We start from the raw sequence: 20,919 nt of genomic DNA, 5'->3' as shown, positions 1-20,919 counted from the left end.
CTCGGTGCGGGCGACGCCCCGACTGGTCTCCCGCGGGCGCGTAGACTCGCCGCGGTGGACCCCTTCACCGCGATCATGGTGGCGATCGGGGCCGGCTTCCTGGTCGGCCTGCTGCTGCTGGGGCTCCTCCACCCGCGCACCGGTGCGCAGGCGCTGGACTGGAGGCCGACGCGGTCGGCCGAGCTGGAGGTCCAGAACGAGATCGACGACCTCGACCAGATGCTCGAGGCCACCAACGCCCGGCGGCGCCGCCGCGGCGAGCCCGAGCTGACCGAGACGAGCCTGCGCGCCTCGATCGGCGCGGACGTCGCCCAGACGGCCAAGCGCCGCGACGACTACCTGGAGGACCTGGACATCGCTCAGATGCTGAACGCCAAGAACGCGCGACGCCGCGCCAAGGGACTGCCGGAGATCACCGCGGAGGAGTACCGCGCCCAGATCGCGGGTGAGCGCCGATGAGGGCGCTGCTGGTCGGCGGCGGCCGCCCCGGCCTGGCCCTGACGCGTGAGCTCGTCGCCGACGGCCACGCCGTGCGCTTCGTCACGCGCCACGACGCGTTCCGGCCCGAGATCGAGGCCGCCGGCGCGGAGTGCTTCATCGGCGATCCCGACCGCATCGGGTCGCTGCGCTACGCCCTCGACAACGTCACGGTCCTGCTGTGGCTGATGGGCCCGGCGCCTGACGGCGACCTGCACGGGTCGCGCCTGACGATGATGCTCGAGCGGACCATCGACACGACGGTGCGCGGCGTGCTCTACGAGGGCACCGCGGCGGGCGCCGCGGAGGTCGCGCGCATGGCCGGCTACAACGAGATCCCGCACGCGATCCTCGACGCGCCGCGGGCGGACGAGAGCGCCTGGGTCGCGGCGGTGCTGGCCGGGATCGACGGTGTTCTCGCGGCGCCGCGCGGGCGCTAGACTCGGCAAAACCCCTGAAAGCCGACTGGAATAAAGGAGCGTACGCGTGGCCGATTACGCGAAGGACGTCCTGGTGGAGACGAGCTGGGTCGAGGAGCATCTCGACGACGACTCGATCCGCATCGTGGAGGTCGACGAGAACCCCGCGCTCTACGCCGAGGCGCACATCCCCGGCGCCATCGGGTTCGACTGGCGCAACGACCTCCAGGACCAGGTCAAGCGCGACTTCCTCGGGCCGGAGGCCTTCGGCGAGCTGTTCGGCTCCCACGGCATCTCCAACGACCACACGATCGTGCTCTACGGCGATCGCAACAACTGGTTCGCGGCCTACACCTACTGGTACCTGAAGTACTACGGCCACGACAACGTCGTGCTGGTCAACGGCCCGCGCGAGAAGTGGATCTCCGAGGGTCGCCCGACCAACTCCGACGTGCCGAGCTACGACCCGGTGACGTTCACCGCGCAGCCCGGCGACGACGAGATCCGCGCCCTGCGCAACGAGGTCCTCACCGCACTGGACTCCGACCGCAAGCTGGTCGACGTCCGCTCACCGCAGGAGTTCTCCGGCGAGCTGATCGCCATGGCCGGCTACGAGCAGGAGGGCGCCCAGCGCGGCGGCCACATCCCCGGCGCCGCGTCGATCCCGTGGGCCCAGGCGGTCCAGGAGGACGGCACGTTCAAGTCGGCCGCCGCCCTGAAGGAGCTCTACGGCGGCAAGGGCGTGCTCGACGGGCCGTCGATCATCGCCTACTGCCGCATCGGCGAGCGCTCGGCGCACACGTGGTTCGTGCTGCACGAGCTGCTCGGCCGCGAGGACGTCAAGAACTACGACGGCTCGTGGACCGAGTGGGGCAACCTCGTCAACGTGCCCATCGAGAAGGGCTGATCGCCCACCTCGGTCACCGCGCGCCCGGCGCGGTGACCGACCGCGCTCACGCGGCGCGCCGCGCCCCGAGCGTCCGGACCGCGTCGATCACCAGCGCCCAGAAGCCCCCGTGGTCGAGCTCGACCGCGACCCGCGCGTTGGGCGCCGCGCCCGTGACGCCGAACCGGTCGACCACCGTCGCACCGCGCGTGTGCGTCCCCGCCAGCTCGATCGCCACGTGCGCGTCGACGCACGCGACGACCTCCGGCGCGATCACGCGCGCCACTGCGACGGGGTCGTGCACCGGCGCGGCCGCAAACCCCCAGAGCGCCTGGTAGCGATCGGCGAAGAAGCCGAGCAGGTCGACGACCGTCGTCGCCAGCGGCGTGCCCAGCCCGCGCAGCTGCGCCAGCACGTCCTCGGTCGCCAGCGCCTGATGCGTGACGTCCAGCCCGCACATCGTCAACGGCAGGCCGCTCGAGAAGACCACGTGCGCCGCCTCCGGGTCGGCCCAGATGTTGAACTCGGCCAGCGGCCGCCAGTTGCCGGCGCCCGTGCTGCCGCCCATGACGACGATCTCGCCGATCGCGCTGCGCAGCTCCGGATGTCGCCGCAGCAGCAGCGCCACGTTGGTCAGCGGCCCGGTGGCCACGACGGTGGTCGGCTCGCCGTCGCGCGCGTCGCGCAGCACGTCGGCCAGCAGGTCGACCGCGTGGCGCTCATCCGGCACGACGTCCGGCTCGCCAAGCTCCGCGCCGTCCATCGCCGACGCGCCGTGGACCTCGCCCGCGGTGTGCAAGGCCCCCAACAACGGCGCGTCGCACCCGGCCGCGACGGGCACGTCCCGGAGGTCGGCGAGCGTGCACGTCAGCAGCGCGTTGCGCGTGGTCTGCTCGAGCGTCCCGTTGCCCGCGACCGTCGTGATCGCGCGCAGCTCCACGGCCGGGCTGCCCGCAGCCAGCAGGATGGCCACCATGTCGTCGTGGCCGGGGTCGCAGTCGAGGACGAGGGGGATCGGCGACACGGCGGCGTCAGCCCGCGCGGTCGAGGCGATCGAGCAGGTCGGCGAGCATCCGCGCCGTCGCGCCCCAGACGAGGTGCTCGCCCACCATGTAGGTGTCGGTCCGGAACGGGATGCCGCGGCGCAGCATCGGCCGGCGGGCGTAGCCGGCCCGGACCTCGCGGAGCGTGGGCTCGAGCACCTCGGCGACCTCGGCCTCGGCCGGCCGCCAGGTCTGGCCCGGCTGGATGATGCCGACGAAGGGGTAGACGGCATAGCCCGTCGCGATCGTCGGCGTCGGCTGCAGCGCGCCGACGATGTCGACGCTCTCGGGGTCCAGGCCGATCTCCTCCTGCGCCTCGCGCAGGGCGGTCGCGACGAGGTCGGCGTCCTCGGGGTCCTGGCGGCCGCCGGGGAACGAGATCTCGCCCGCGTGGCGGCGCAGGTCGTCGCGCCGCCGGGTCAGCACGACGGCGGGCTCGCCGTCGCCGTCGAGGTACAGCCCGACCAGCACGGCCGCGTCGGTGCCGCCGTGGACGTCGAGGGCGGTCGCCTCGACCGGGTCGAGCAGGACCGCCTTCAGCCGGTCGCGCAGGTCGGTGCGCCTGCTAGCGCGCGAGCGTGACGCGCTCGACCCGCTCGTCGAACATCACCTCGCCCTCGAGGGTCCGGTGCACGGGACACTTGGCCGCGATGACGCGCAGGCGCTCGACCTGCTCGTCGCTCATCGAGTCCGGGAAGCGCATGACGAGGTTGAACCGCGTGGGGCAGCCGCGCTCGGCGGGCGTGTAGTCGCAGGCGACCTCGACGTCGCCGACGTCCCAGCCCTTGCGGTTGGCGTACATCTCCATCGTGATGGCGGTGCAGGCCGCGAGGCTGGCGGCCAGCAGCTCCTGCGGGCTCGGGCCCGTGTCCTCGCCACCCTTGTCCGTGGGCTCGTCGATGGTGAGCTGATGGTCGCGGATCCGGATCGCCTGACGGAGCGTTCCGGATCGGTTGGCGGTCGCCTTCATGCGGATGCCTTTGCTGCGAGGAGGTCGGGTCGTTGGTCCTTCAGGGCGTCGATGATGGCAAACCGCTCACGCGAGGGGGTTGAACATAAGTCCAGTCGGCACCTTCGGAAAGAAGTACGTCGACTTCGGCGGCATGTTGACGCCCGCCGCGGCGATCTCCTGCACCTGGCCGACGGGGCTGCCGCGCAAAAAGAACGCGCAGTCGTAGTCCTTGGACAGGACAGCCTGCAGCGCCTCGTCGTCGGTGCGCGAGTAGCCGAGGCCGTTGAGGTGCGAGATGTCGTCCTCGGTCATGCCCAGGACACCCTCGAAGACCAGCGCCTCGAGGACCGCCGTGTCGAGGTGGCGGTAGGGCTCGGGGTAGTCGGCCAGCGCGGCGTCGGCGATCGCCTGGTCCTTGAGCACGAGCCGGTAGGCCTGCTGGTGGAAGCTGTCGATGTAGCCCATCGTGAGCGGGGTCGGTGCGCCGGCGTCGCCGGGCGGGCGCAGCTCGGACTGCTCGATCGGCGCGATGTCGAACGTCTCGCGCAGGTACCTGCCCAGGCGCTGCTGGACCTCGGGATCCTTGACCTGGTTCAGCAGCCGGTGCGTCGGGAAGATCGTCAGCCCGGGATCCTGCAGCGCCACCAGGCACATGAGCACGTAGCGGTGGTCGCCCTCGCCGCCGATCTCCTCGGCGTAGACACGCGCGGTCTCGTAGCGGTGGTGGCCGTCGGCGATCAGCAGCTCGGTCTCGCCCATGGCCATCCTGACGCGGGCGATCGCCGCCCCGTCGTCGATGCGCCAGAGGGAGTTGACCGTGCCGTCGGCGTCGGTCGCCGTGCCCCACGGGTCGCCGGTGACGTGCGGCGCCAGCGCGCCCCAGGCGGCGCCGGCCGGGTCGTCGTAGAGGCTGAAGATCGGCGAGAGGTTCGCCCTGGTCGCGCGCGTGAGGCGCAGGCGATCCTCCTTCGGACCGGGGTGCGTGCGCTCGTGCGGGCGGATCCGCCCGGCGCCGTACTCCTCGACGCGCACGCGCGCGAAGATCCCGCGGCGCGTGAGCGACCGGCCGTCGGGACCGACGTAGTCCTGTCGCAGGGCCCACAGCGCGGGCGTCTCGTCGCGGACGACGGCGCCCTGCCTGCGCCACAGCTCGAACAGACGCGCGGCCTCCTCGTAGGCGTCGCCGCCGAGCGGCGCCTCGGGCAGGTCGACGTTCACGACGTTGTGGGACGAGCGCGCGGCGAGGCGCGCGCGCTGCTCGGGATCGATGACGTCGTACGGCGGGGCGATCACCGACTCGAGGGAGCCGACGACGCCGAGGTCGTAGCGGAGGGCGCGGAAGGCTTGGACGTCGGCCATAGGGCCGCGACACTAGTGGGTCGCGTTTCCGCGTGGCCGACGCGCGCCGCGGGCGGGGGACCGGCCCGGTCCGCGGCCGGGCGCTACCGGCCGGTGCGGTGGCCAAGCTCGTTGACGTACGTCGCGCCCCCGCCGCCGGTGCGGCGCGGAGCGCCGGTGGCGAGGCCGACGCCGATCTCGCGGAAGCCGCCGTCGAGGATGTTGCGCCGGTGGCCGGGCGAGCGCATCCAGGCCTCGACGATGTGCGCGGGGGTCGCGGCCGCGCCCGAGCGCCAGGCGAGGTTCTCGCCGAGCGACCAGCCGCGGACGCCGTCGAGGTATGGCGCAGACCAGGGTTCTGGACGGTTGTTCTCGTCAGTGTCAGGGGGCAGACGCACCAACGTCGGCAACCCTCACCACGCCGCGAGAGGCGCGCGTGTACGCACCCGGCCGGGGCGGTGGTGGCGACCACTAGACTCGCCTCATCGGGGCGTGGCGCAGCCTGGTAGCGCACCTGCTTTGGGAGCAGGGGGTCGCCGGTTCAAATCCGGCCGCCCCGACTGACGAAGTGCCTGCAGAACCGGCTAGCCGGGGGCGGACGGCTCTCGCCCGAGCAGGCGTGCGGCCGGTGCTGACCCTGAGCTGAAGGCGCGGGCTCAGCGGCCGGCGGCGAGGCCTGACGGCTCGAGGCCCCCGCGGCGCAGACGCAGCTCGAAGCGTGGGGGCGACGTGCGGGTGAGGCGGAGGCTGCCGCCGTCCGAACGGGCCAGCGCACGGGCGAGCTGGAGACCGATGCCGGTGCCGCCGGTGCGCGTGGCCCCGCGCTCGAAGATGCGCTCGGCGCTGTCCTCGGGAATGCCCGCGCCCTGGTCGTCGACGGTGATGGACGCGTATCGGGCGTCGTGAGTCACGCTGACGTTCACCGGTCCGGCACCGTGCTGCAGGGCGTTGTCGAGGAGCACGTCGAGAACCTGGCCCACGGTGCCGCGCGAGGCGAGCGCATGCACGGCGCCGTCGTCGTGGACCGCCAGCCGACGGCCCGAACGTGAGAAGAGCGCGTTCCAGGCGGCCGTGTGCTCGCGCGCGATCCGCGACAACTCGATCGTGACCTGACCGCCGCGGGTGGAGGATCGGGCGTGGGCGAGCAGATCGGCGATCATCGCCTCGAGGCGGTCGGCCTCGCGCAGCGCGGCGTCGAGCTCCTCGCGCAAGGCGTCCGGATCGCCGGCGCGCGCGCTCTCTTCGAGGCGCAGCCGCAGCGCCGTCAGTGGCGTGCGGAGCTGATGGGAGACGTTGCTCGAGAACTCGCGCTCGCGGGCGACGAGCTCGGCGATGCGCCCCGCGCTGGTGTCGAGCGCCTGCCCGATCGCGTCGATCTCGGGCACGCCGGAGCGCGGCGCACGAACGGAGAAGTCACCTTCGCCGAGGAGCTCGGATGTGCGCGCGACGCGCTCCAGCGGGCGCGAAAGGCGCCGGGCCTGGATCGTTGCCAACGCGACGGCGACGGCGATGCCCCCGATGCCGAGGGCGGCGATCAGCAGCCACGAGTGCCACACACGCTCGTCGGTCTCGCGCGCCGGCGCCGAGGCGGTGACGATCGCGGCGCGGGTCGTGCCCGCGCGCACCGTGATGACGTTGCCGGAGAGGCGCGCGCCGGCGCTCACCGTCCGGCCGTCGGCGGTGACGGCGACCCGGTGGCCCCGCCGCACCAGCGGGGCGAGCTGGGCCGGCGTCAACGCGACGCCGTGCTCGAGGCGGTCGTCGATGACGCCGGCGACGGCGTCGGCCTCGCGCTCCAGGCGACCGGTCTGATCGGAACGCACGCGGGCGGCTTCGACGGCGCCGAGCGGGACGCCCAGGACGACGACGGCGGCGAGCGCGATCAGCGCCGTCGAGGTCGTGAGGCGCCGCCGGACCGTCACGGCTCGAAGCGCAGGCCGACGCCGCGGACGGTCTGCACGTGGCGGGGGTCGCTGGCGTCCTCGCCCAGCTTGCGTCGCAGCCACGAGACGTGCATGTCCAGGGTCTTGGTCGACCCGAACCAGTTCTCGTCCCACACCTCGGCCATGATCCGCTCGCGCGTGACGACGCGGCCGGCCTCCCGCACGAGCAGGGCGAGCAGGTCGAACTCCTTGGGCGAGAGCTCGAGCTCGTCGGCGCCGCGCCAGGCACGGCGGGCCGCCTGGTCGATGCGCACGTCGCCGGCCTCGGCCAGCTCGACGGTGGTGCGGCGCAGGTGCGCGCGGACGCGCGCGAGCAGCTCGCTGACGCGAAACGGCTTGGTGACGTAGTCGTCGGCGCCGGCGTCGAGCCCGTCGACGATGTCCAGCTCGCCGTCCTGAGCGGTCAGGAAGAGGATCGGGACGGACGGCCGCTGCTCGCGGATCCGGCGGCAGACCTCGAGCCCGTCGATGCCGGGCAGCCCGACGTCGATGATGATGAGGTCGTGCTCCGCCGCTGCGGCGCGCGCCAGGGCCTCGTGGCCGTCGCCGCAGCCGTCCACGGCGTAGCCCTCGCGCTCGAGCGCCCGCGTCAAGGGGACGCGGATCCCCTCGTCGTCCTCGACGATCAGCAGCCGGGCCACACGGCCATCGTAGGCGCGCGCGGCTGCGACTACGGGCGGCTCAGCGTGTCCAGGGGCCACGCGGGTCGCGACCGTCCTGGATCGCGACCCGGGCGAGGGCGGTGGACAGCGGGCCCATGGCCGGGCTCCTCAGGCCGCGGCGAGGTCGCGGCGACGGCCGGCCAGGACGCCACCGGCGACGCCGGCGATACGACCGGTGACGGCGAACCCGGCGAGGCTGACGGCGAGCACGGCGGCTTCGACGAAGAGCGACGCGAGGCCGAGGGGCTCGGTCCAGTTGCCGATGTCGCCGGTGGCGTTCGGCATGCCGACGGTGCGGTTGACGACGTAGCCGATCAGCGCGCTGGCGGCGACGGCCGCGGCGGCCAACCAGGCCGCCCGGTGGCGGCTGAACAGGACGGCGCCCGCGGTGGCGAGCGAGCCGACCATCAGCGCGATGTACATCCAGAACAGGTAGCGCGTCTCCGACCACTTGCCGATCGAGTCGAGCAGGTGGATGAGGGCGATGCCGGCGAGGCCGACGGCCACGGTGGCGCGGGCGGCGATCTCGGAGACCATGGCGCGCAGCGTCTCGTGGTCGGGGAGGTGGCGATCCATCGGGGTGACTCCTGACGGTGAGGGGAGGGGCACGGAAGCCAGCATCGGCGACCGCCTGTCAAGCTCCGGCCACCGCGAGGCAAAGCTTGGGCAAAGGGAGGCGAACCTTTGCCGACCCTTGACCTGCGGTGGGCGACCATCGGCGTCCATGCCGCGCCGAACGCCCGCCATCCCGTCCAGCCCGTCGGCGCGCGACCGCGCGGTCACGCGATTGCGGGCGGTGACTTGGACGGTGGGGGTCGCGGCGGCCTCGCTAACCGCAGCGCTGTCGGCCGTGGCGGCCCAGGCGTTCAAGGGCCACAGCGGCACGGCGGCTGCGAAGGTCAGCACGCCCGTCGCGCCGCGCGTCCCACACGTCCGGGTCCCTGGACCGCAACATGTGCCGGCGATCGCCCGCAAGCCGGCGCCGCTGCAGCCGCCCGCTCAGCCTCCGGCCACCCCCGCCCCGGCGCCGCAGTCGGCGCCCCAGCCAGCCCCGGCTCCGGCCCCGCAGTCTGCGCCCCAGCCGGCGCCCCAGCCGGCCCCGGCCCCGGCCCCGGCGCCGGCACCGCAGCCGGCCCCGGCGCCGCACGTCTCGTCGGGGGGCTCGTGAGCGTCGATCCGGCACAGGCGAGCTGGCCCGCCCTGGGCACGACGGCGACCGTGGTCGTGACCGACGCGACCGCCCTCGAGGTCGCGAGCGATCGTGTGCGCGCGGAGCTCGAGGCGATCGACGCCGCCTGCAGCCGGTTCCGCCCCGATTCGGAGCTCTCACGCCTCAACGCCGCGCGAGGCCGCTCGGTCGTGGTCGGCGCGCTGCTGTTCGGGGCGATCGCCGTCGCCCTGCGTGCGGCGGCGCTGACTGACGGCGCCGTCGACCCGACCGTCGGCGTGGCGCTGGTCAACGCCGGCTACGACCGCGACTTCGCGTCGCTGCCGGCGTCAGGCGGCCCGCGCCCGGCGATCCCGGTTGTCCCCGTGTCCTGGCGCGCGCTGCGCGTCGACGCCGCCGCCCGCCGCGTCGCGATCCCGCCCGCCGCGCGGCTCGACCTCGGCGCAACCGCCAAGGCGCTGGCGGCAGACCGCGCTGCCGCCTCCGTGGCGGCGGCCGTGCCCGGCCTCGGCGTGCTCGTCAGCCTCGGCGGGGACATCGCCGCCGCCGGGCCACCCCCGGAGGGCGGTTGGCGGGTGCGGGTGACCGACGACCACCGCGCCGGCCCGGAGGCTCCCGGCCAGACGGTCACCGTGCGCTCCGGCGGTCTGGCGACGTCGAGCACCACGGCGCGCCGGTGGGGAGCCAAGGACCATCACATCATCGATCCGGCGACCGGGCACCCGGCCGACGCTCCCTGGCGCACGGTCAGCGTCGCGGCCGCCAGCTGCGTCGACGCCAACGTCGCCAGCACCGCAGCGATCGTGCTCGGCGCGGCGGCCCCCGACTGGCTCGCCCAGCGCGCGCTGCCGTCGCGCCTCGTCGCGCACGACGGGACGGAGCTGGCACTGGCCGGCTGGCCGCAGGAGCAGGAGGAGGCGTGATCGCGGCCGCTCACGGCCCGTCGACGCTCTGGTACGTGACGCGCGGCGCCGGGGCGATGGTCCTCGTCCTGCTCACCTTCAGCACCGTGCTCGGCATCGCCGAGGTGCGGCGCTGGCAGCCGCTCGGCGCCCCGCGATTCGGCGTCGCCGCGCTCCATCGCTCGGTGTCGCTGCTCGCGCTGGTGCTGCTCGGCGTGCACATCGCCACGACGCTGGTCGACCCCTTCCCGCGGATCGGCGTGCTCAACGCCGCCGTCCCGTTCGACACGAGCTACCGGCCCCTGTGGCTCGGCCTCGGCACGCTCGCCTCGGATTTGATGCTGGCCGTCGTGGTCAACAGCCTGGTGCGCCGGCGGCTCGGCTATCGCACGTGGCGTGGCCTGCACTGGCTGTCCTACGCCTGTTGGCCGGTCGCGCTGCTGCACGGCCTCGGAGCAGGCTCGGACACCAAGACCACGTGGATGCTCGTGCTGACGGTCGCCTGTGCGGCGGCGGTCCTGGTCGCGCTCATCGCGCGCGTGTCCACCGCGCGTCTCTCCGGGCATGGGCGCGCCGGCGCGGTCGTCGGGATGGGCATGGCCGCGGTGGCGCTCGCGGCGTGGGTCGCGCAAGGCCCGCTGGCCAGCGGATGGGCGAGCCGTGCGGGAACGCCGAGCAGCGTGCTCACCGCGTTCGCGCCGCCGGCGGTGGCGAAGGTTCCCGCGGTGCGCAGCCCGACCCTTGCGCGCGGGTTCACCGCCCGGTTCTCGGGTCCGCTGCACAGCGGCTCATCCGCCGGCGGCCGCGCGGTCATCGACCTCGCGCTGCGACTCGAAGGGCACCCCGCCGGCCGGTTGCGGATCCGGTTGAGCGGCCAGGCCGACGCCGGTGGCGGACTGCGCATGGACCGCAGCGCCGTGACGCTCGGTCCGCCGTCCGCTCCCGGCGAGTACCAGGGTCGCGTCAGCATCCTGAACGGCGCTGACATCGAGTCCCTCGTCGACAACGCCGATGGCCGTGCGTTGCGTATCGCGGTGCATCTCGACTCCGCCGGTGCCCGCGCAACCGGAAGCGTGCGTGCCACCCCGGTGAGGAGGGTCAACGGATGACGCCACCCCGACTTCTCCGCGGCATCGACGGACAGGGCGCGCTGTCGCTCACCGAGCACGGCGCGATCCACGGGCCCATGCCCGAGACCTCCACAGAGCTCATCGACGTCGTCGAGCGCGCCGGCCTGCGCGGTCGCGGCGGCGCGTCGTTTCCCACCGCGATCAAGCTCCGCGCGGTCGCCGCCGGCCGGGGGCGCCGCAGCGTGCTCGTCAACGCGGCAGAGGGCGAGCCGATGAGCGCCAAGGACCGCACGCTGTTGCGCCTTGCGCCGCACCTCGTGCTCGACGGAGCGCTCGCCGCCGCCGAGATCGTCGGGGCGGCGCGCGTCGTCGTCGCGATGCCCGAGACCTCCGCCGAGGCGCTCGTGGCCGTACGCGATGCGGTCAGCGAGCGGGGAGCGCGCAACATCGCGGTGGAGCCGGTCCCCGTCGCCTACCTCGCCGGGGAGGAGAGCGCCCTCATCCGCCACCTCGAGGGCGGACCGCTCAAGCCGACCGTCGTCCCGCCGCGCCCGGCCCAACGCGGCCTGCGCGGGCGGCCGACGCTCGTGCAGAACCCGGAGACGCTCGCGCACCTGGCGCTCGTCGCCCGCCACGGCGCCGACTGGTTCCGCCAGGTCGGCACCCCGCCGATCCCGGCTCCACCCTCGTCACCGTCTCAGGTGCGGTGAGCCGGCCCGGCGTCCAGGAGATCGCGGTCGGCACGCCGCTGGAGACCGTCCTGTCGACCGCCGGCGGCGCCACCGAGCCGCTGCGCGCCGTGTTGATCGGCGGCTACCACGGCACGTGGCTCCCGGCGCGCGCGATCCCTGAGATCAGCCTCGACGACCAGTGCCTGCTGCGGTACGGCGGCGCGCGGCTGGCCGCGGGGGTCGTCGTCGTCCTCGGCGAGTCGGCCTGCCCATCGCACGAGCTCGCCCGGGCCATGGCCTGGCTGGCGCACCAGAGCGCGCACCAATGCGGGCCGTGTCGTAACGGAATGCCGGCGATCGCCGAGCTCCTGGCCGCGATGGTCGCGGGGCGCGCACCCTCCTACGCGCAGCATGTCCTGGCCCGCTGGAGCGCCCAGCTGCCCGGCCGCGGCGCCTGCCATCTGCCCGACGGCGCGACCCACTTCCTGGCCAGCGGGCTGGACGTGTTCGCCGCCGACCTCATGGAGCACGAGCGGTACGGACCGTGCCTGCGCTGCCGGCGCCCGGGCGCGCTCGCCGTCCCGCGCCAGCGCCCAGGGCGGGTGGTCGCATGACGGAGCAGTTGCGCGTCGACCCGATCGCCTGCACGGGGCACGGCCTGTGCGCCGAGCTGCTGCCGGAGTGGATCAGCCTCGACGACTGGGGCTATCCGATCATCGACCCGCGGCCCATCCCCGACGGCCTGCGCGACCAGGCGCGCCGCGCCGCCGACGCCTGCCCCAAGCTGGCGCTCGTCGTCGCCGCACGCCGGCGCGACACCTCCTAGCAGCCGTCGCCTGGAGTACCGTCGGCCGATGCAGGGACCACGTTCAGCGTTCGTCGCGCGAGACGTCGGGCCGACGACCATCGCTGCGCTCGCGGTCGCCCAGGTGGTCCTGTGGATCGTGGCGCGACCGGCGGGCGAGCCGACCGGGAGCTACATCGGTCAGCTCCTGGGTGCCGAGTCGATCCTGCTGCTGTCGATCGGCTTGGTCCTGATCAGCACCCTGCCGTGGGTGGAGGAGTGGTTCGACGGCATCGATCGCGCCGCGATCTGGCACCGCCGCCTGGCGATCACCGGCCTCTTGCTGCTCGTGCCGCACATCCTGTTGTCGTCCAACCCGAACGGCACGACCCTCGGCGGACCGCTGGGGATCATCGGCGCGGTCGGCATGGTCGCCCTCGCCCTGTGGGCGATCCTGCCTCGCTGGCGGTCGGTCGTGCCGCGCCCGTTGCGCCGCCTCGTCGTCGCCGCGCGCGAGGCGCCGGTGGCGCGCGACGTCCGCGAGATCTTCGGCGGCTACGAGCGCTGGCGGGCACTGCACCGCACGACGGGCCTGTTCGTGGCGGCCGCCTTCGTCCACGGCGTCCTCGACGGCACGCCGTTCGACGACGCCCCGGTCCTGCGCTGGAGCTACGTCGGGATCGGCGGGATCGGCTTGGCCTTCTATGTGTACCGCGAGCTGCTGGCCCGCCACTTCCAGTCGCTGCACGACTACCAGGTCGACGCGGTCCGCGAGATCGCGCCCGGCGTGGTCGAGGTCGCCATGCGACCACTGGGGCGCGGCGTCGACTTCGTGCCCGGCCAGTTCGCGATGATCTACCTGGAGGCCAAGGACGGCTGGCACCGCCATCCGTTCACGATCTCCAGTGCCCCGCGCGAGGGGCTCCTGCGGCTGACCGTCAAAGCGCTGGGCGACTACACATCTCGTCTGGCCGAGCTGATCGAGCCGGGCATGCCCGCCGTCATCGGCGGGCCGCACGGACGGTTCAACCATGCTAAGGGCACCGATCGCCAGGTCTGGATCGCGGGCGGCGTCGGCGTCGCGCCGTTCCTCAGCTGGCTCCGGGCGCTCGACGGCGACCTGCCCCAGCGCGTGGACCTCTTCTACAGCGCCGACGGCGAAGCGCCTTTCGCGCAGGAGATCCGCGACATCGCCGATCGCCACGCATCGTTGCGAGCCCACATCATCGACACCGCGGTCGAGGGACGGCTGACGATAGAGCGCGTCCTGGCGACCGCGGACGGCGCCCGATCCGCCCTCTCGGTGTTCATGTGTGGCCCGCGGGGGATGCTGCGCACGTTCCAGACGCAACTGCGCATGGCGGGCGTTCCGGCCCGGCGCATCCACCGCGAGTACTTCGACTGGCGTTAGGCCGCTGGCCTGACCCGCCCCGGGCACCGCGTGCGTGCGGACACCGCGGCGTACCTCCCGGGTCCATGGCGACCGACTACGCGGGTTCGCGCCACCGCATCGTGCGGGCTGGGGCCGGGCGGTCGCAGGTTCAAATCCTGTCTCCCCGATGAACACCCCCGGTACGACAGGAACGTGCCGGGGGCGACTCGAAGAGGCGCCCAGCCCAGGTGTTGCAAGGGCTGGCGGGGATTGAGGGCAGGTCCGGCGCGCGGCTCGTGATGAGCCGCTCTGGAGGCGAACCGCCCACGGACCGCCCACGCCGGCCGGGGTGGACCGCCCACGCCGCGACAGCTTGGGCTTGCTTCTTTACGCGCAAGTACGAGCCGACCCGACTGGCGCCGAAGAGACGCAGGCTGCGGCGTTGAGGTTGAAGTCTGTGTGCGCTCCACAGCTAGGACGGCGCGTTCGCCATGACGTAGTAGCTCGGCACGAGTGGCCGTCGAGTTTCCAACGCGGCGGCCGCCACCCGATCGCGACGCTCCGGCTGAGCACATACAGCGACGGCGTCATAAAGACCACCATAAGGAGCTGGGTCAGCTCGATGCCGAGTTGAAGCCCAGCAGCGAGGACACCAGCGCTCCGCCGCTGAGGCCCATGCTGGGTGCGGATCGTGGCGATCGCCTGCCTGTTTCCTCATTCCTCGTTGATGAGGCACGGGCGGCCCGGCGAAGGCTGTTCACGTGGTCGCGCCAGCTGCCGCGCGGATCGCGAACTTGCGAAACCCGCGCACGCCGAGGTCGAGGAACAGCGCTGCGTCCGGCGGACGGCCTACGGTCGCGGAAGCGTCATGTGGAACGACAACGAGACGGACATCGACCTCCTGGGCTTCGAGTACCTCGTCGACAGCCTCGACATCCTGCTCTCGGAGCAGTCGATGCTCCCGCTGACGGTCGGTGTTCTGGGTGACTGGGGGGGCGGCAAGAGCAGCCTGATGAACATCGCCAAGGCCCGCCTTGACGCGCGGACGGCCGCGGCTTGCGCCGCCGCCAAAGCTGCGGCGGACAAGAAGCTGGACGGTGAAGGCAACGGTGTCGCCGCGGAAGAAGGTGTCGACCAGAACGGCGCGGGTGAGGGTGACGCCGACGAGCATCGGTCGTTCATCACGGTCGCGTTCAGCCCGTGGCGCTTCGAGGGGTACAACCAGGTCAAGCTCGCGCTGATGACGGCGGTGCTTGATGCGATCGACGACTACATCGCCAAGCTGCCCGGCGACAACGTCGAGCAGGTCAAGAAGGCGGCCACCGTCCGCCGGCTCCTCCACCGCCTGAAGGCCCTCAGGCCGGCCATATATACCGTGGCGGCGACAGGCGTGGCGGTCGGCGCCGCCGCCGCCGGCGCACCAACGGAAGTCATGCCGGTCATCGCGGCGGGCGCCGATATGGTGGCGTCTACTGCCTCAGACCGCGCTGCCGAGGGAGACCAGCTGTCAGCAGCGCAGCCGCCCACGCAGCTCGACGAGCTGTCGTCGATTGCTGACTTCCACACCGAGTTCGAGGCCCTGCTCGACGAGATCACCGACGTCCAGGCGGTCGTGGTGTTCATCGACGATATGGATCGGTGCACCACGTCGGCGATCGTCGATACGTTCGAGGCGATCCGCCTGTTCCTGCATGCGCCGAAGACCGCCTACGTCCTTGGTCTCAACGAGCCGATCATCACCGCCGCGCTCGAAGAGCGGTACCCGGACCGGACGGCTGCCAACGACTCCCGCGGCCAGCAGTACCTGGAGAAGATGATCCAGGCGCGCGTGTCGATCCCGCCGCTGTCACAGCCGGAAGTGCTCGCCTACGTGACGCTGCTCTACGCGGAGCGACACGTCACGAAGGAGCAATTCGCGACGCTGCGCGAGCAAACGAACGACAACCGGACGCAGAACCCGAACGGCGAGGCGATGAACGAGGGGATGGTGCGCGACGCCCTGTTCGCCGGCGCCGCGATGCCCGCACCGCTGGAAGAGGCGCTGCGGATCGCAGCGAACGTGGGACATCCGCTGGCGCGCGGACTCCGGGGCAACCCGCGGCAGATCAAGCGGTTTCTCACAACGCTCGAGCTTCGCCGTCGGGTCGCCGACCGTCGCCACCTGAACCTCAACCCGGCGATCCTCGCGAAGCTGATGGTGCTCGAAGAAACGTCCCTCCCCGACTTCGAGAAGCTCTACAACTGGCAGGTCGAAAACGACGGCGTGCCGCCGCAGCTCCAGCTCGCCGAAGACCACGCGCGGCGCGTGAAGACGATCAAGGGCGCAAGCGAAGTCAAGACGTGGGCTGGACAGGCCAAGGTCCAGGAGTGGTTGATCAGCGACCCTCCGCTGGCTGGCGAGCCGTTGAGTCCGTACTTCACCTTCTCCCGCGACCGGCTGAAGACCAGCGCACGCGCTGCACGCCTGTCCCCGGCACAGCAGAAGCGAGTCAACGACCTGAGGAGCAGTACGGACTTCACGCGCAACGAGGCCGTCAAGGAAGCACTCACGCTCGACGACCGCGATCTCTCGGAGATCACGGCCGTCCTATGGGAGCACGCCCAGCAGGCCCTGAACGGCCCGGCATCGAAGGCACTGATCGACATTGCCGCGGATCACCCGAGCACCGCCACCTCGCTCTTCAACGACCTGGACAGCATGCCGAAGAAGGCGATCACCCACACGTTCGTCCTGAACTTCGGGAACAAGCTCGTTAAGGACGACCGCCTCAGCGACCTCCTCGCCAAATGGCACGGCGTCAGCGTCGCCGTGAGCCGGGCGATCGACTCCGTTACCAAGGCGCAGGAGAAGCGCGCCTGATGGGCACCTCAGCTGACTTCGGCGGCCAGACCGGCGGAGCATGGAAGACGTACAAGACGTCGGCCTTCAACTACGCGCGCTTTGGCGGGGAGAAGCACCGCAAGAAGGTCATCAAGAACTATGCCGCCGCGGCGCTCGGAGGAGGGGGAGGAGGCGGCGGAGGCGGCGCGACCGGTGGGGGAGGCGGCGGCGGAGCCGGCGGCCTCGGCGGCCTGGTGCCGGCGGCGCAGACGATCGGCGCGTTCGGCACACGCCTGGCCGAAGACGGACTCGATGCCGCACTGGAAGAAGTCGGTCTCGGGCACCTCGTCGGGAGCGATCGCTGGGACGTCATGGACGGCCTCATGGAGTCGCTGATCGGCGACGGATCCACCCTCGACGAAGCCGCGGCCACCAGCGCGATCGTCCAGACCCTGGAGCAGATCTTCCCTGACGGCGCCGACACCTACGAGGAGCTGTCGGCCGCGACGCTTGACGCTGCGGGCGTCAAGCAGCTCGTTGAGAAGTTCTTCGGCAACTACATCTACAACCACATGGGCCACACCTTGGGCAAGTACCTGCAGAACTGCGAGCCCGCGCAGGCCCAAGAGCGCGAAGCGGAGATGCGCGACACGGCACACTCGCTGTTCTCCCTCCAGCTCGGTGACCGCGATCCACTCACCATCGACTGGAAAGGACCCGAGGGAAAAGCCGAGGTCGAGGCCGTCATCGCCGAGTTCCATGGCTACGTAGGCGACGCCGACACATGACCAGCTTCCAGATCCGCACATCCCCCGACCAGGCCGACGCCGGCGCCGACCACGTACTCGACTGGTTCCCCGGCAGCAAGGCGCGCTCGACGGTCGCGTACGAGCCGGACTTCTTGAAAAACGCCGTGCCCAGCGACGTCGCGCTCGACTTCCTCCGGATCGGCGGGGCGGTCTTCTGCGCCGACAAGGTCGCCCTGCGACGCGACACCGACGACGGGTGGACCCGTGACCTCGCGCTGTCCATCCCCCTGTCTGACATCGACCTCTGGCAGGCCACAGCGGCGCACCTTGAACGAACCCTCGGCTTTCTCAGCGGAGATCGCTGGACACTGACCTTCACCGAGCTGGGCGACGAGCCAGCACAGCCGCTCAGCGGTGAGCAGGCGACCCTCCCGGACGTCGACGCCGTGTGCCTGTTCTCGGGCGGCCTGGACTCACTGGCCGGCGCGGTCGACCTGCTGCACGCCGGCAAGCGTGTCCTGCTCGTGGGCCACCACGACAGCCCCAAAGCCGATCACCACCAGAAGCTCCTGAAGGCCAAGCTCGACGCGGCCTACCCTCAGCAACTCGTCGAGCAGCGCCGCATGTGGCTGCGCCCCAACGCCGCCCACCCGGCGCAGGCCCGGTCCCTACCCGAGGGTGATGACCTGGTCGAGAGCACCACGCGTAGTCGGTCGTTTCTCTTCCTGGCCGCAGCTGTCGCGATTGCCGACGCGGCCGGGCCGACCGTGCCGGTGGTCATGCCGGAGAACGGCTTCATCGGCATCAACGTCCCGCTGACCCCGTCCCGCTCGGGGAGCCTCAGCACACGGACCACCCACCCGCTCTACGTCGCCCACATGCGCGCGCTGCTCGACAGCGTCGGGCTGCGTTACGAGATCGAGAACCCGTTCCGCCTGATGACCAAGGGGGAGATCCTCCGCGACAGTCCGAACACGCAGCTCCTCTGGAGCCTCGCGAACGACAGCATCTCTTGCTCGCGCCCCGAGACGGGCCGCTGGCAGAAAGGCTCCACCGCCGCCGACCAGGGCAACTGCGGCGCGTGCTTTCCGTGCCTAATCCGGCGGGCGTCCATGCACGTCGTCGGTCTCGATCGGCGCGCCGACTACCTCTATGACGCGTTCGCGGACCCGCGGCTTGCGTACCCGAACCTCACGGGAGCTTCGCTGCGGGCCCTGCTGGACAGTCTCCACCGCCCCGAGAAGCCGTCGGACGTCCTGATCAACGGACGGATCCCGAACGGCGAAGCGAAGGCGTTCTTCGAGGTCTACTCGCGCGGCCGCGACGAACTTCGCGCCTGGCTATCGTCAGGCGCGCACCCGCTCCTGCCATGACCCAGCTCCCCGCTCAGTTCGTGGACTCCCACTGTCACCTCGACCGCTACGACCGACCGATGGACGTGATCCGTGCGGCCGAGGCCTCGGGCGTCGTCACCGTCGTCGTAACGGAGCTGCCCTCGTCGTTTCAGCGCCTGAGCGTGATGCTCGGCAAGCGACCTCGCGTTCGCTTGGCGCTCGGCTGCCACCCCCTTCGAGCGACGCAGGTCACGGCAACAGAGCGCGCGCTGTTCGGCCGCCTGATCGAGCAGACCGACTACGTCGGCGAGGTCGGCCTTGACGGCTCCAAGCACGGCCGCGAGAGCCTCCAGGTCCAGCGCAAGGTGTTCGATTTCGTGCTGAACGATCCGCGCACCGCGAACAAGGTTCTGACCGTTCACTCTCGCGGAGCAGAGGAAGAAACAATCGAGCGTCTCGCAGCGGCGAAGACGACCGCGATCCTCCACTGGTACACCGGCGCGCTGAAGCACATCGACGCGGCAGCAGACACCGGCCTGTGGTTCTCCGTGAACCCCGCCATGGTCGAGTCTCAGAAGGGCCGCAAGACCATCGCCTCACTCCCCCGAGAGCGCGTGGTCACCGAGACCGACGGTCCGTTCGCCACGGTGCGCGGCGTTCCGTGCGTCCCCGCCGATGTGCCGCCACTGGTATCGGCACTCGCCGCGATCTGGGATGAAGACGTGGCCGACACACGCGACCGCATTTTCAGGGGGATGACGACCCTCACGAAGCTCGCAAGCACACCTCCTGCCGACCCAAGCTCGAAGACCGCACCGGACGCGACGGGGCACTCGACGGCTTTGACGAGCGCCGAGCGCGATCGCTAGCGGTCTCTCCAGACCTGAACCGAGTGGCGCTCTACAGGTCGATGACGGCCCTCCACGCGCGCCCTTCAAGAGAAGCTCGCCGAGTTGGGTCGCGCGCAGGTCGGCCGGCGTGAACGTCTCCGGCTTCTCGTTGATCTCCGCGACAAATGCATCGACGAGGCCAGGCGGCACCCCGTGGCGCGCTGCGGCTTGAACGAACCCGGACTGCCCTGAGCCAGGTTCATCGTCCAGTGCCCACGCCACGAGCATGGGCCTCGGGTTGTCGGGGTGGAAGAATCGGACGGGATCCCGCGCCCAGACCGTGCGTCCGTCCTTCTCGGCAGTGAAGAGGACACGATCGACCCCGAGCAACGCGTACTGCTTGAGAGAGGCGTCCCGGTACTCGCCTCCGAACCCGGAACGTCGGACGTCCTCATCGAGGTTGATGTTGACGTGCTCGACGCACAGCCCGTCTTTGGGAAACGCTGTGACCTTGCGTCGTAAGACTCCGACCTTCTCGCCGTCGCGGAAGATGCCCCCGCAATACCGCTGCACTGCCGGGGCACCCGGCTCTAGCTCTGGTCGCGTCTGCCATGTCGACTGCTCGCCATCAGTCCACGTGAACTCGAACGCCTTGCACATCAACTTCGGGTCTGGAAGCGCGGGTATCCGGTCGGCCATGCCGCTCAGTATGAGTATCCCTCCTCGCCGTAGAGGCGATGCAGCACCTCGAAGGGCAACCGATCGGCGAGGTCCAGACCTCCCGCTCTGTGCCCACAAGCGGGTTCGCCGCCACGCGAGCGGGATATCGAGCTGAGCGAATGAGTGGAGCCACGAGCTGCGCCTGGTCAGCCCCGGCGGACCGGTTGCGCAAGAGAACTGAGCGCCTCGCGCCCTCTCAACCGTCGCGGTTGCCGTGGGCGGGGCTCAGTGCGCCGCGCCAGCGCCCCGAAAGCGTCAGACGTTGCGCAAGAGGTCGGCGGCGGTGACGCCGAGACCGACGGCGATTTTCGCGACTGTGCGAACGCTCGGGTCGTGGTGGCCGCCTTCGACCTTGGAGTAGTAGGCCTGCGTGGTGCCGATGGCGTTGGCCAGCTCTTCCTGGGTGAGGCCAGCGGCTTCGCGGGCGGCGCGGAGGTTGGTCGTGAAGGCGTCGAGGGGGTCCACGGCCTGGACCATTCGCCAGCGCCGCTATGACCGCAATGCCATATGTGGCACATTGGGTCCCGAAATCCTCGTTCGCCTCCGTGAGCAGGAGGCAGCGGCATGACCACGCACCGTCGCATCGGCTTCGGCAGCACATCTGCGAAGCAGAGCTAGAACCCTATGTTGATCGGCAGCCGATGGCGCGCCTGATGGGCGTCCACGTGCGAACGATCGACCGCATGGTTCGCGACGGGATGCCGACTGAGAGCTGGGTCTTCGAGCGCGTCGTTTTCTGCCGAGCAGCGCGCTCGCCTGGGCTCGCACTCGGGTCCGT

The 20,919-nt window shown here is 71.5% G+C and carries 22 protein-coding genes and 1 tRNA gene; 14 read left to right on the top strand and 9 right to left on the bottom strand.

What is annotated here, in order from left to right; all coding sequences use genetic code 11:
• Positions 1-54 precede the first annotated feature (54 nt).
• From VK501_RS16115 to VK501_RS16105, 3 genes are read left to right on the top strand one after another with little or no spacing between them, the layout of a single operon-like run.
• The gene (locus VK501_RS16115; RefSeq protein ID WP_324339051.1) at positions 55-459 is read left to right on the top strand and encodes a hypothetical protein; all 405 of its coding nucleotides are present in this window, start codon (positions 55-57) and stop codon (positions 457-459) included.
• Positions 456-917: a hypothetical protein gene (locus tag VK501_RS16110; protein ID WP_324339049.1), complete on the top strand. Its 462-nt coding sequence runs from the start codon at positions 456-458 to the stop codon at positions 915-917. The genes VK501_RS16115 and VK501_RS16110 overlap by 4 nt, the downstream gene beginning before the upstream one ends.
• Positions 918-963: 46 nt before the next feature.
• Complete coding sequence (locus tag VK501_RS16105; protein ID WP_324339048.1) at positions 964-1,803, top strand: sulfurtransferase; 840 nt, start codon at positions 964-966, stop codon at positions 1,801-1,803.
• Positions 1,804-1,849: 46 nt separating this feature from the next.
• Here VK501_RS16105 and VK501_RS16100 read toward each other — a convergent pair whose 3' ends face one another.
• From VK501_RS16100 to VK501_RS16080, 5 genes are all read right to left on the bottom strand, one after another.
• Entirely contained in the window at positions 1,850-2,806 is a 957-nt protein-coding gene (locus VK501_RS16100; RefSeq protein WP_324339046.1) for a nucleoside hydrolase, read from the bottom strand.
• Between the two features lie 7 nt (positions 2,807-2,813).
• Entirely contained in the window at positions 2,814-3,296 is a 483-nt protein-coding gene (locus VK501_RS16095; protein WP_324339044.1) for a CoA pyrophosphatase, read from the bottom strand.
• Between the two features lie 94 nt (positions 3,297-3,390).
• Complete coding sequence (locus VK501_RS16090; protein WP_324339043.1) at positions 3,391-3,795, bottom strand: OsmC family protein; 405 nt, start codon at positions 3,793-3,795, stop codon at positions 3,391-3,393.
• Positions 3,796-3,861: 66 nt separating this feature from the next.
• On the bottom strand, positions 3,862-5,136 hold the full coding sequence (locus VK501_RS16085; RefSeq protein ID WP_324339042.1) for a DUF1015 domain-containing protein: 1,275 nt from the start codon (positions 5,134-5,136) through the stop codon (positions 3,862-3,864).
• Between the two features lie 83 nt (positions 5,137-5,219).
• Positions 5,220-5,513 (bottom strand): CAP domain-containing protein, encoded by a 294-nt coding sequence (locus VK501_RS16080; RefSeq protein WP_324339041.1) that lies wholly within the window; start codon positions 5,511-5,513, stop codon positions 5,220-5,222.
• 88 nt (positions 5,514-5,601) lie between these two features.
• Between VK501_RS16080 and VK501_RS16075 the strand changes: the two genes are divergently transcribed.
• A tRNA-Pro gene (locus VK501_RS16075) sits at positions 5,602-5,675 on the top strand.
• Positions 5,676-5,771: 96 nt separating this feature from the next.
• On the opposite strand, the gene VK501_RS16070 is transcribed toward VK501_RS16075, so the two are convergent.
• The 3 genes from VK501_RS16070 to VK501_RS16060 form a co-directional block, all read right to left on the bottom strand.
• Positions 5,772-7,037, bottom strand: coding sequence for an ATP-binding protein (locus VK501_RS16070; RefSeq protein ID WP_324339040.1), 1,266 nt, complete (start codon positions 7,035-7,037; stop codon positions 5,772-5,774).
• Positions 7,034-7,699 carry a response regulator transcription factor gene (locus VK501_RS16065; protein ID WP_324339039.1) on the bottom strand — a complete coding sequence of 222 codons (666 nt, stop codon included), beginning with the start codon at positions 7,697-7,699 and terminating at the stop codon, positions 7,034-7,036. Before VK501_RS16065 ends, VK501_RS16070 begins: the two co-directional genes overlap by 4 nt.
• A gap of 129 nt (positions 7,700-7,828) precedes the next feature.
• Positions 7,829-8,296 (bottom strand): hypothetical protein, encoded by a 468-nt coding sequence (locus VK501_RS16060; RefSeq protein ID WP_324339038.1) that lies wholly within the window; start codon positions 8,294-8,296, stop codon positions 7,829-7,831.
• A gap of 588 nt (positions 8,297-8,884) precedes the next feature.
• On the opposite strand from VK501_RS16060, the gene VK501_RS16055 reads away from it, so the two are divergent.
• The 10 genes from VK501_RS16055 (at position 8,885) to qatD (ending at position 19,460) form a co-directional block, all read left to right on the top strand.
• Positions 8,885-9,811 carry an FAD:protein FMN transferase gene (locus VK501_RS16055; protein WP_324339037.1) on the top strand — a complete coding sequence of 309 codons (927 nt, stop codon included), beginning with the start codon at positions 8,885-8,887 and terminating at the stop codon, positions 9,809-9,811.
• The gene (locus VK501_RS16050; protein ID WP_324339036.1) at positions 9,808-10,899 is read left to right on the top strand and encodes a ferric reductase-like transmembrane domain-containing protein; all 1,092 of its coding nucleotides are present in this window, start codon (positions 9,808-9,810) and stop codon (positions 10,897-10,899) included. Before VK501_RS16055 ends, VK501_RS16050 begins: the two co-directional genes overlap by 4 nt.
• Positions 10,896-11,570: a hypothetical protein gene (locus VK501_RS16045; RefSeq protein WP_324339035.1), complete on the top strand. Its 675-nt coding sequence runs from the start codon at positions 10,896-10,898 to the stop codon at positions 11,568-11,570. The genes VK501_RS16050 and VK501_RS16045 overlap by 4 nt, the downstream gene beginning before the upstream one ends.
• The gene (locus VK501_RS16040) at positions 11,567-12,145 is read left to right on the top strand and encodes an NADH-ubiquinone oxidoreductase-F iron-sulfur binding region domain-containing protein (protein WP_324339034.1); all 579 of its coding nucleotides are present in this window, start codon (positions 11,567-11,569) and stop codon (positions 12,143-12,145) included. Before VK501_RS16045 ends, VK501_RS16040 begins: the two co-directional genes overlap by 4 nt.
• Positions 12,142-12,357: a ferredoxin gene (locus VK501_RS16035; RefSeq protein WP_324339033.1), complete on the top strand. Its 216-nt coding sequence runs from the start codon at positions 12,142-12,144 to the stop codon at positions 12,355-12,357. Before VK501_RS16040 ends, VK501_RS16035 begins: the two co-directional genes overlap by 4 nt.
• A 28-nt stretch (positions 12,358-12,385) precedes the next feature.
• A complete protein-coding gene (locus VK501_RS16030; protein WP_324339031.1) occupies positions 12,386-13,726 on the top strand; it encodes a hypothetical protein in 1,341 nt (446 codons plus the stop codon).
• An 829-nt stretch (positions 13,727-14,555) separates the two neighbouring features.
• Positions 14,556-16,547, top strand: coding sequence for a KAP family P-loop NTPase fold protein (locus VK501_RS16025; RefSeq protein WP_324339029.1), 1,992 nt, complete (start codon positions 14,556-14,558; stop codon positions 16,545-16,547).
• Entirely contained in the window at positions 16,547-17,296 is a 750-nt protein-coding gene (locus tag VK501_RS16020) for a hypothetical protein (protein ID WP_324339027.1), read from the top strand. The genes VK501_RS16025 and VK501_RS16020 overlap by 1 nt, the downstream gene beginning before the upstream one ends.
• The gene (gene qatC / locus VK501_RS16015; protein WP_324339025.1) at positions 17,293-18,630 is read left to right on the top strand and encodes a Qat anti-phage system QueC-like protein QatC; all 1,338 of its coding nucleotides are present in this window, start codon (positions 17,293-17,295) and stop codon (positions 18,628-18,630) included. The genes VK501_RS16020 and qatC overlap by 4 nt, the downstream gene beginning before the upstream one ends.
• Positions 18,627-19,460: a Qat anti-phage system TatD family nuclease QatD gene (gene qatD, locus VK501_RS16010; protein ID WP_324339024.1), complete on the top strand. Its 834-nt coding sequence runs from the start codon at positions 18,627-18,629 to the stop codon at positions 19,458-19,460. Before qatC ends, qatD begins: the two co-directional genes overlap by 4 nt.
• A gap of 936 nt (positions 19,461-20,396) precedes the next feature.
• Here the strand turns inward: qatD and VK501_RS16005 are convergent.
• Positions 20,397-20,606, bottom strand: a complete 210-nt coding sequence (locus VK501_RS16005; RefSeq protein WP_324339022.1) for a helix-turn-helix transcriptional regulator — start codon at positions 20,604-20,606, stop codon at positions 20,397-20,399.
• Positions 20,607-20,919: the final 313 nt, after the last annotated feature.

The sequence above is a fragment of the Baekduia sp. genome, from assembly GCF_035318805.1.
Lineage (GTDB): Bacteria > Actinomycetota > Thermoleophilia > Solirubrobacterales > Solirubrobacteraceae > Baekduia.
The sequence above is the reverse complement of the archived record's forward strand: the minus strand, read 5'-3'. Positions and strand labels throughout refer to the sequence as shown.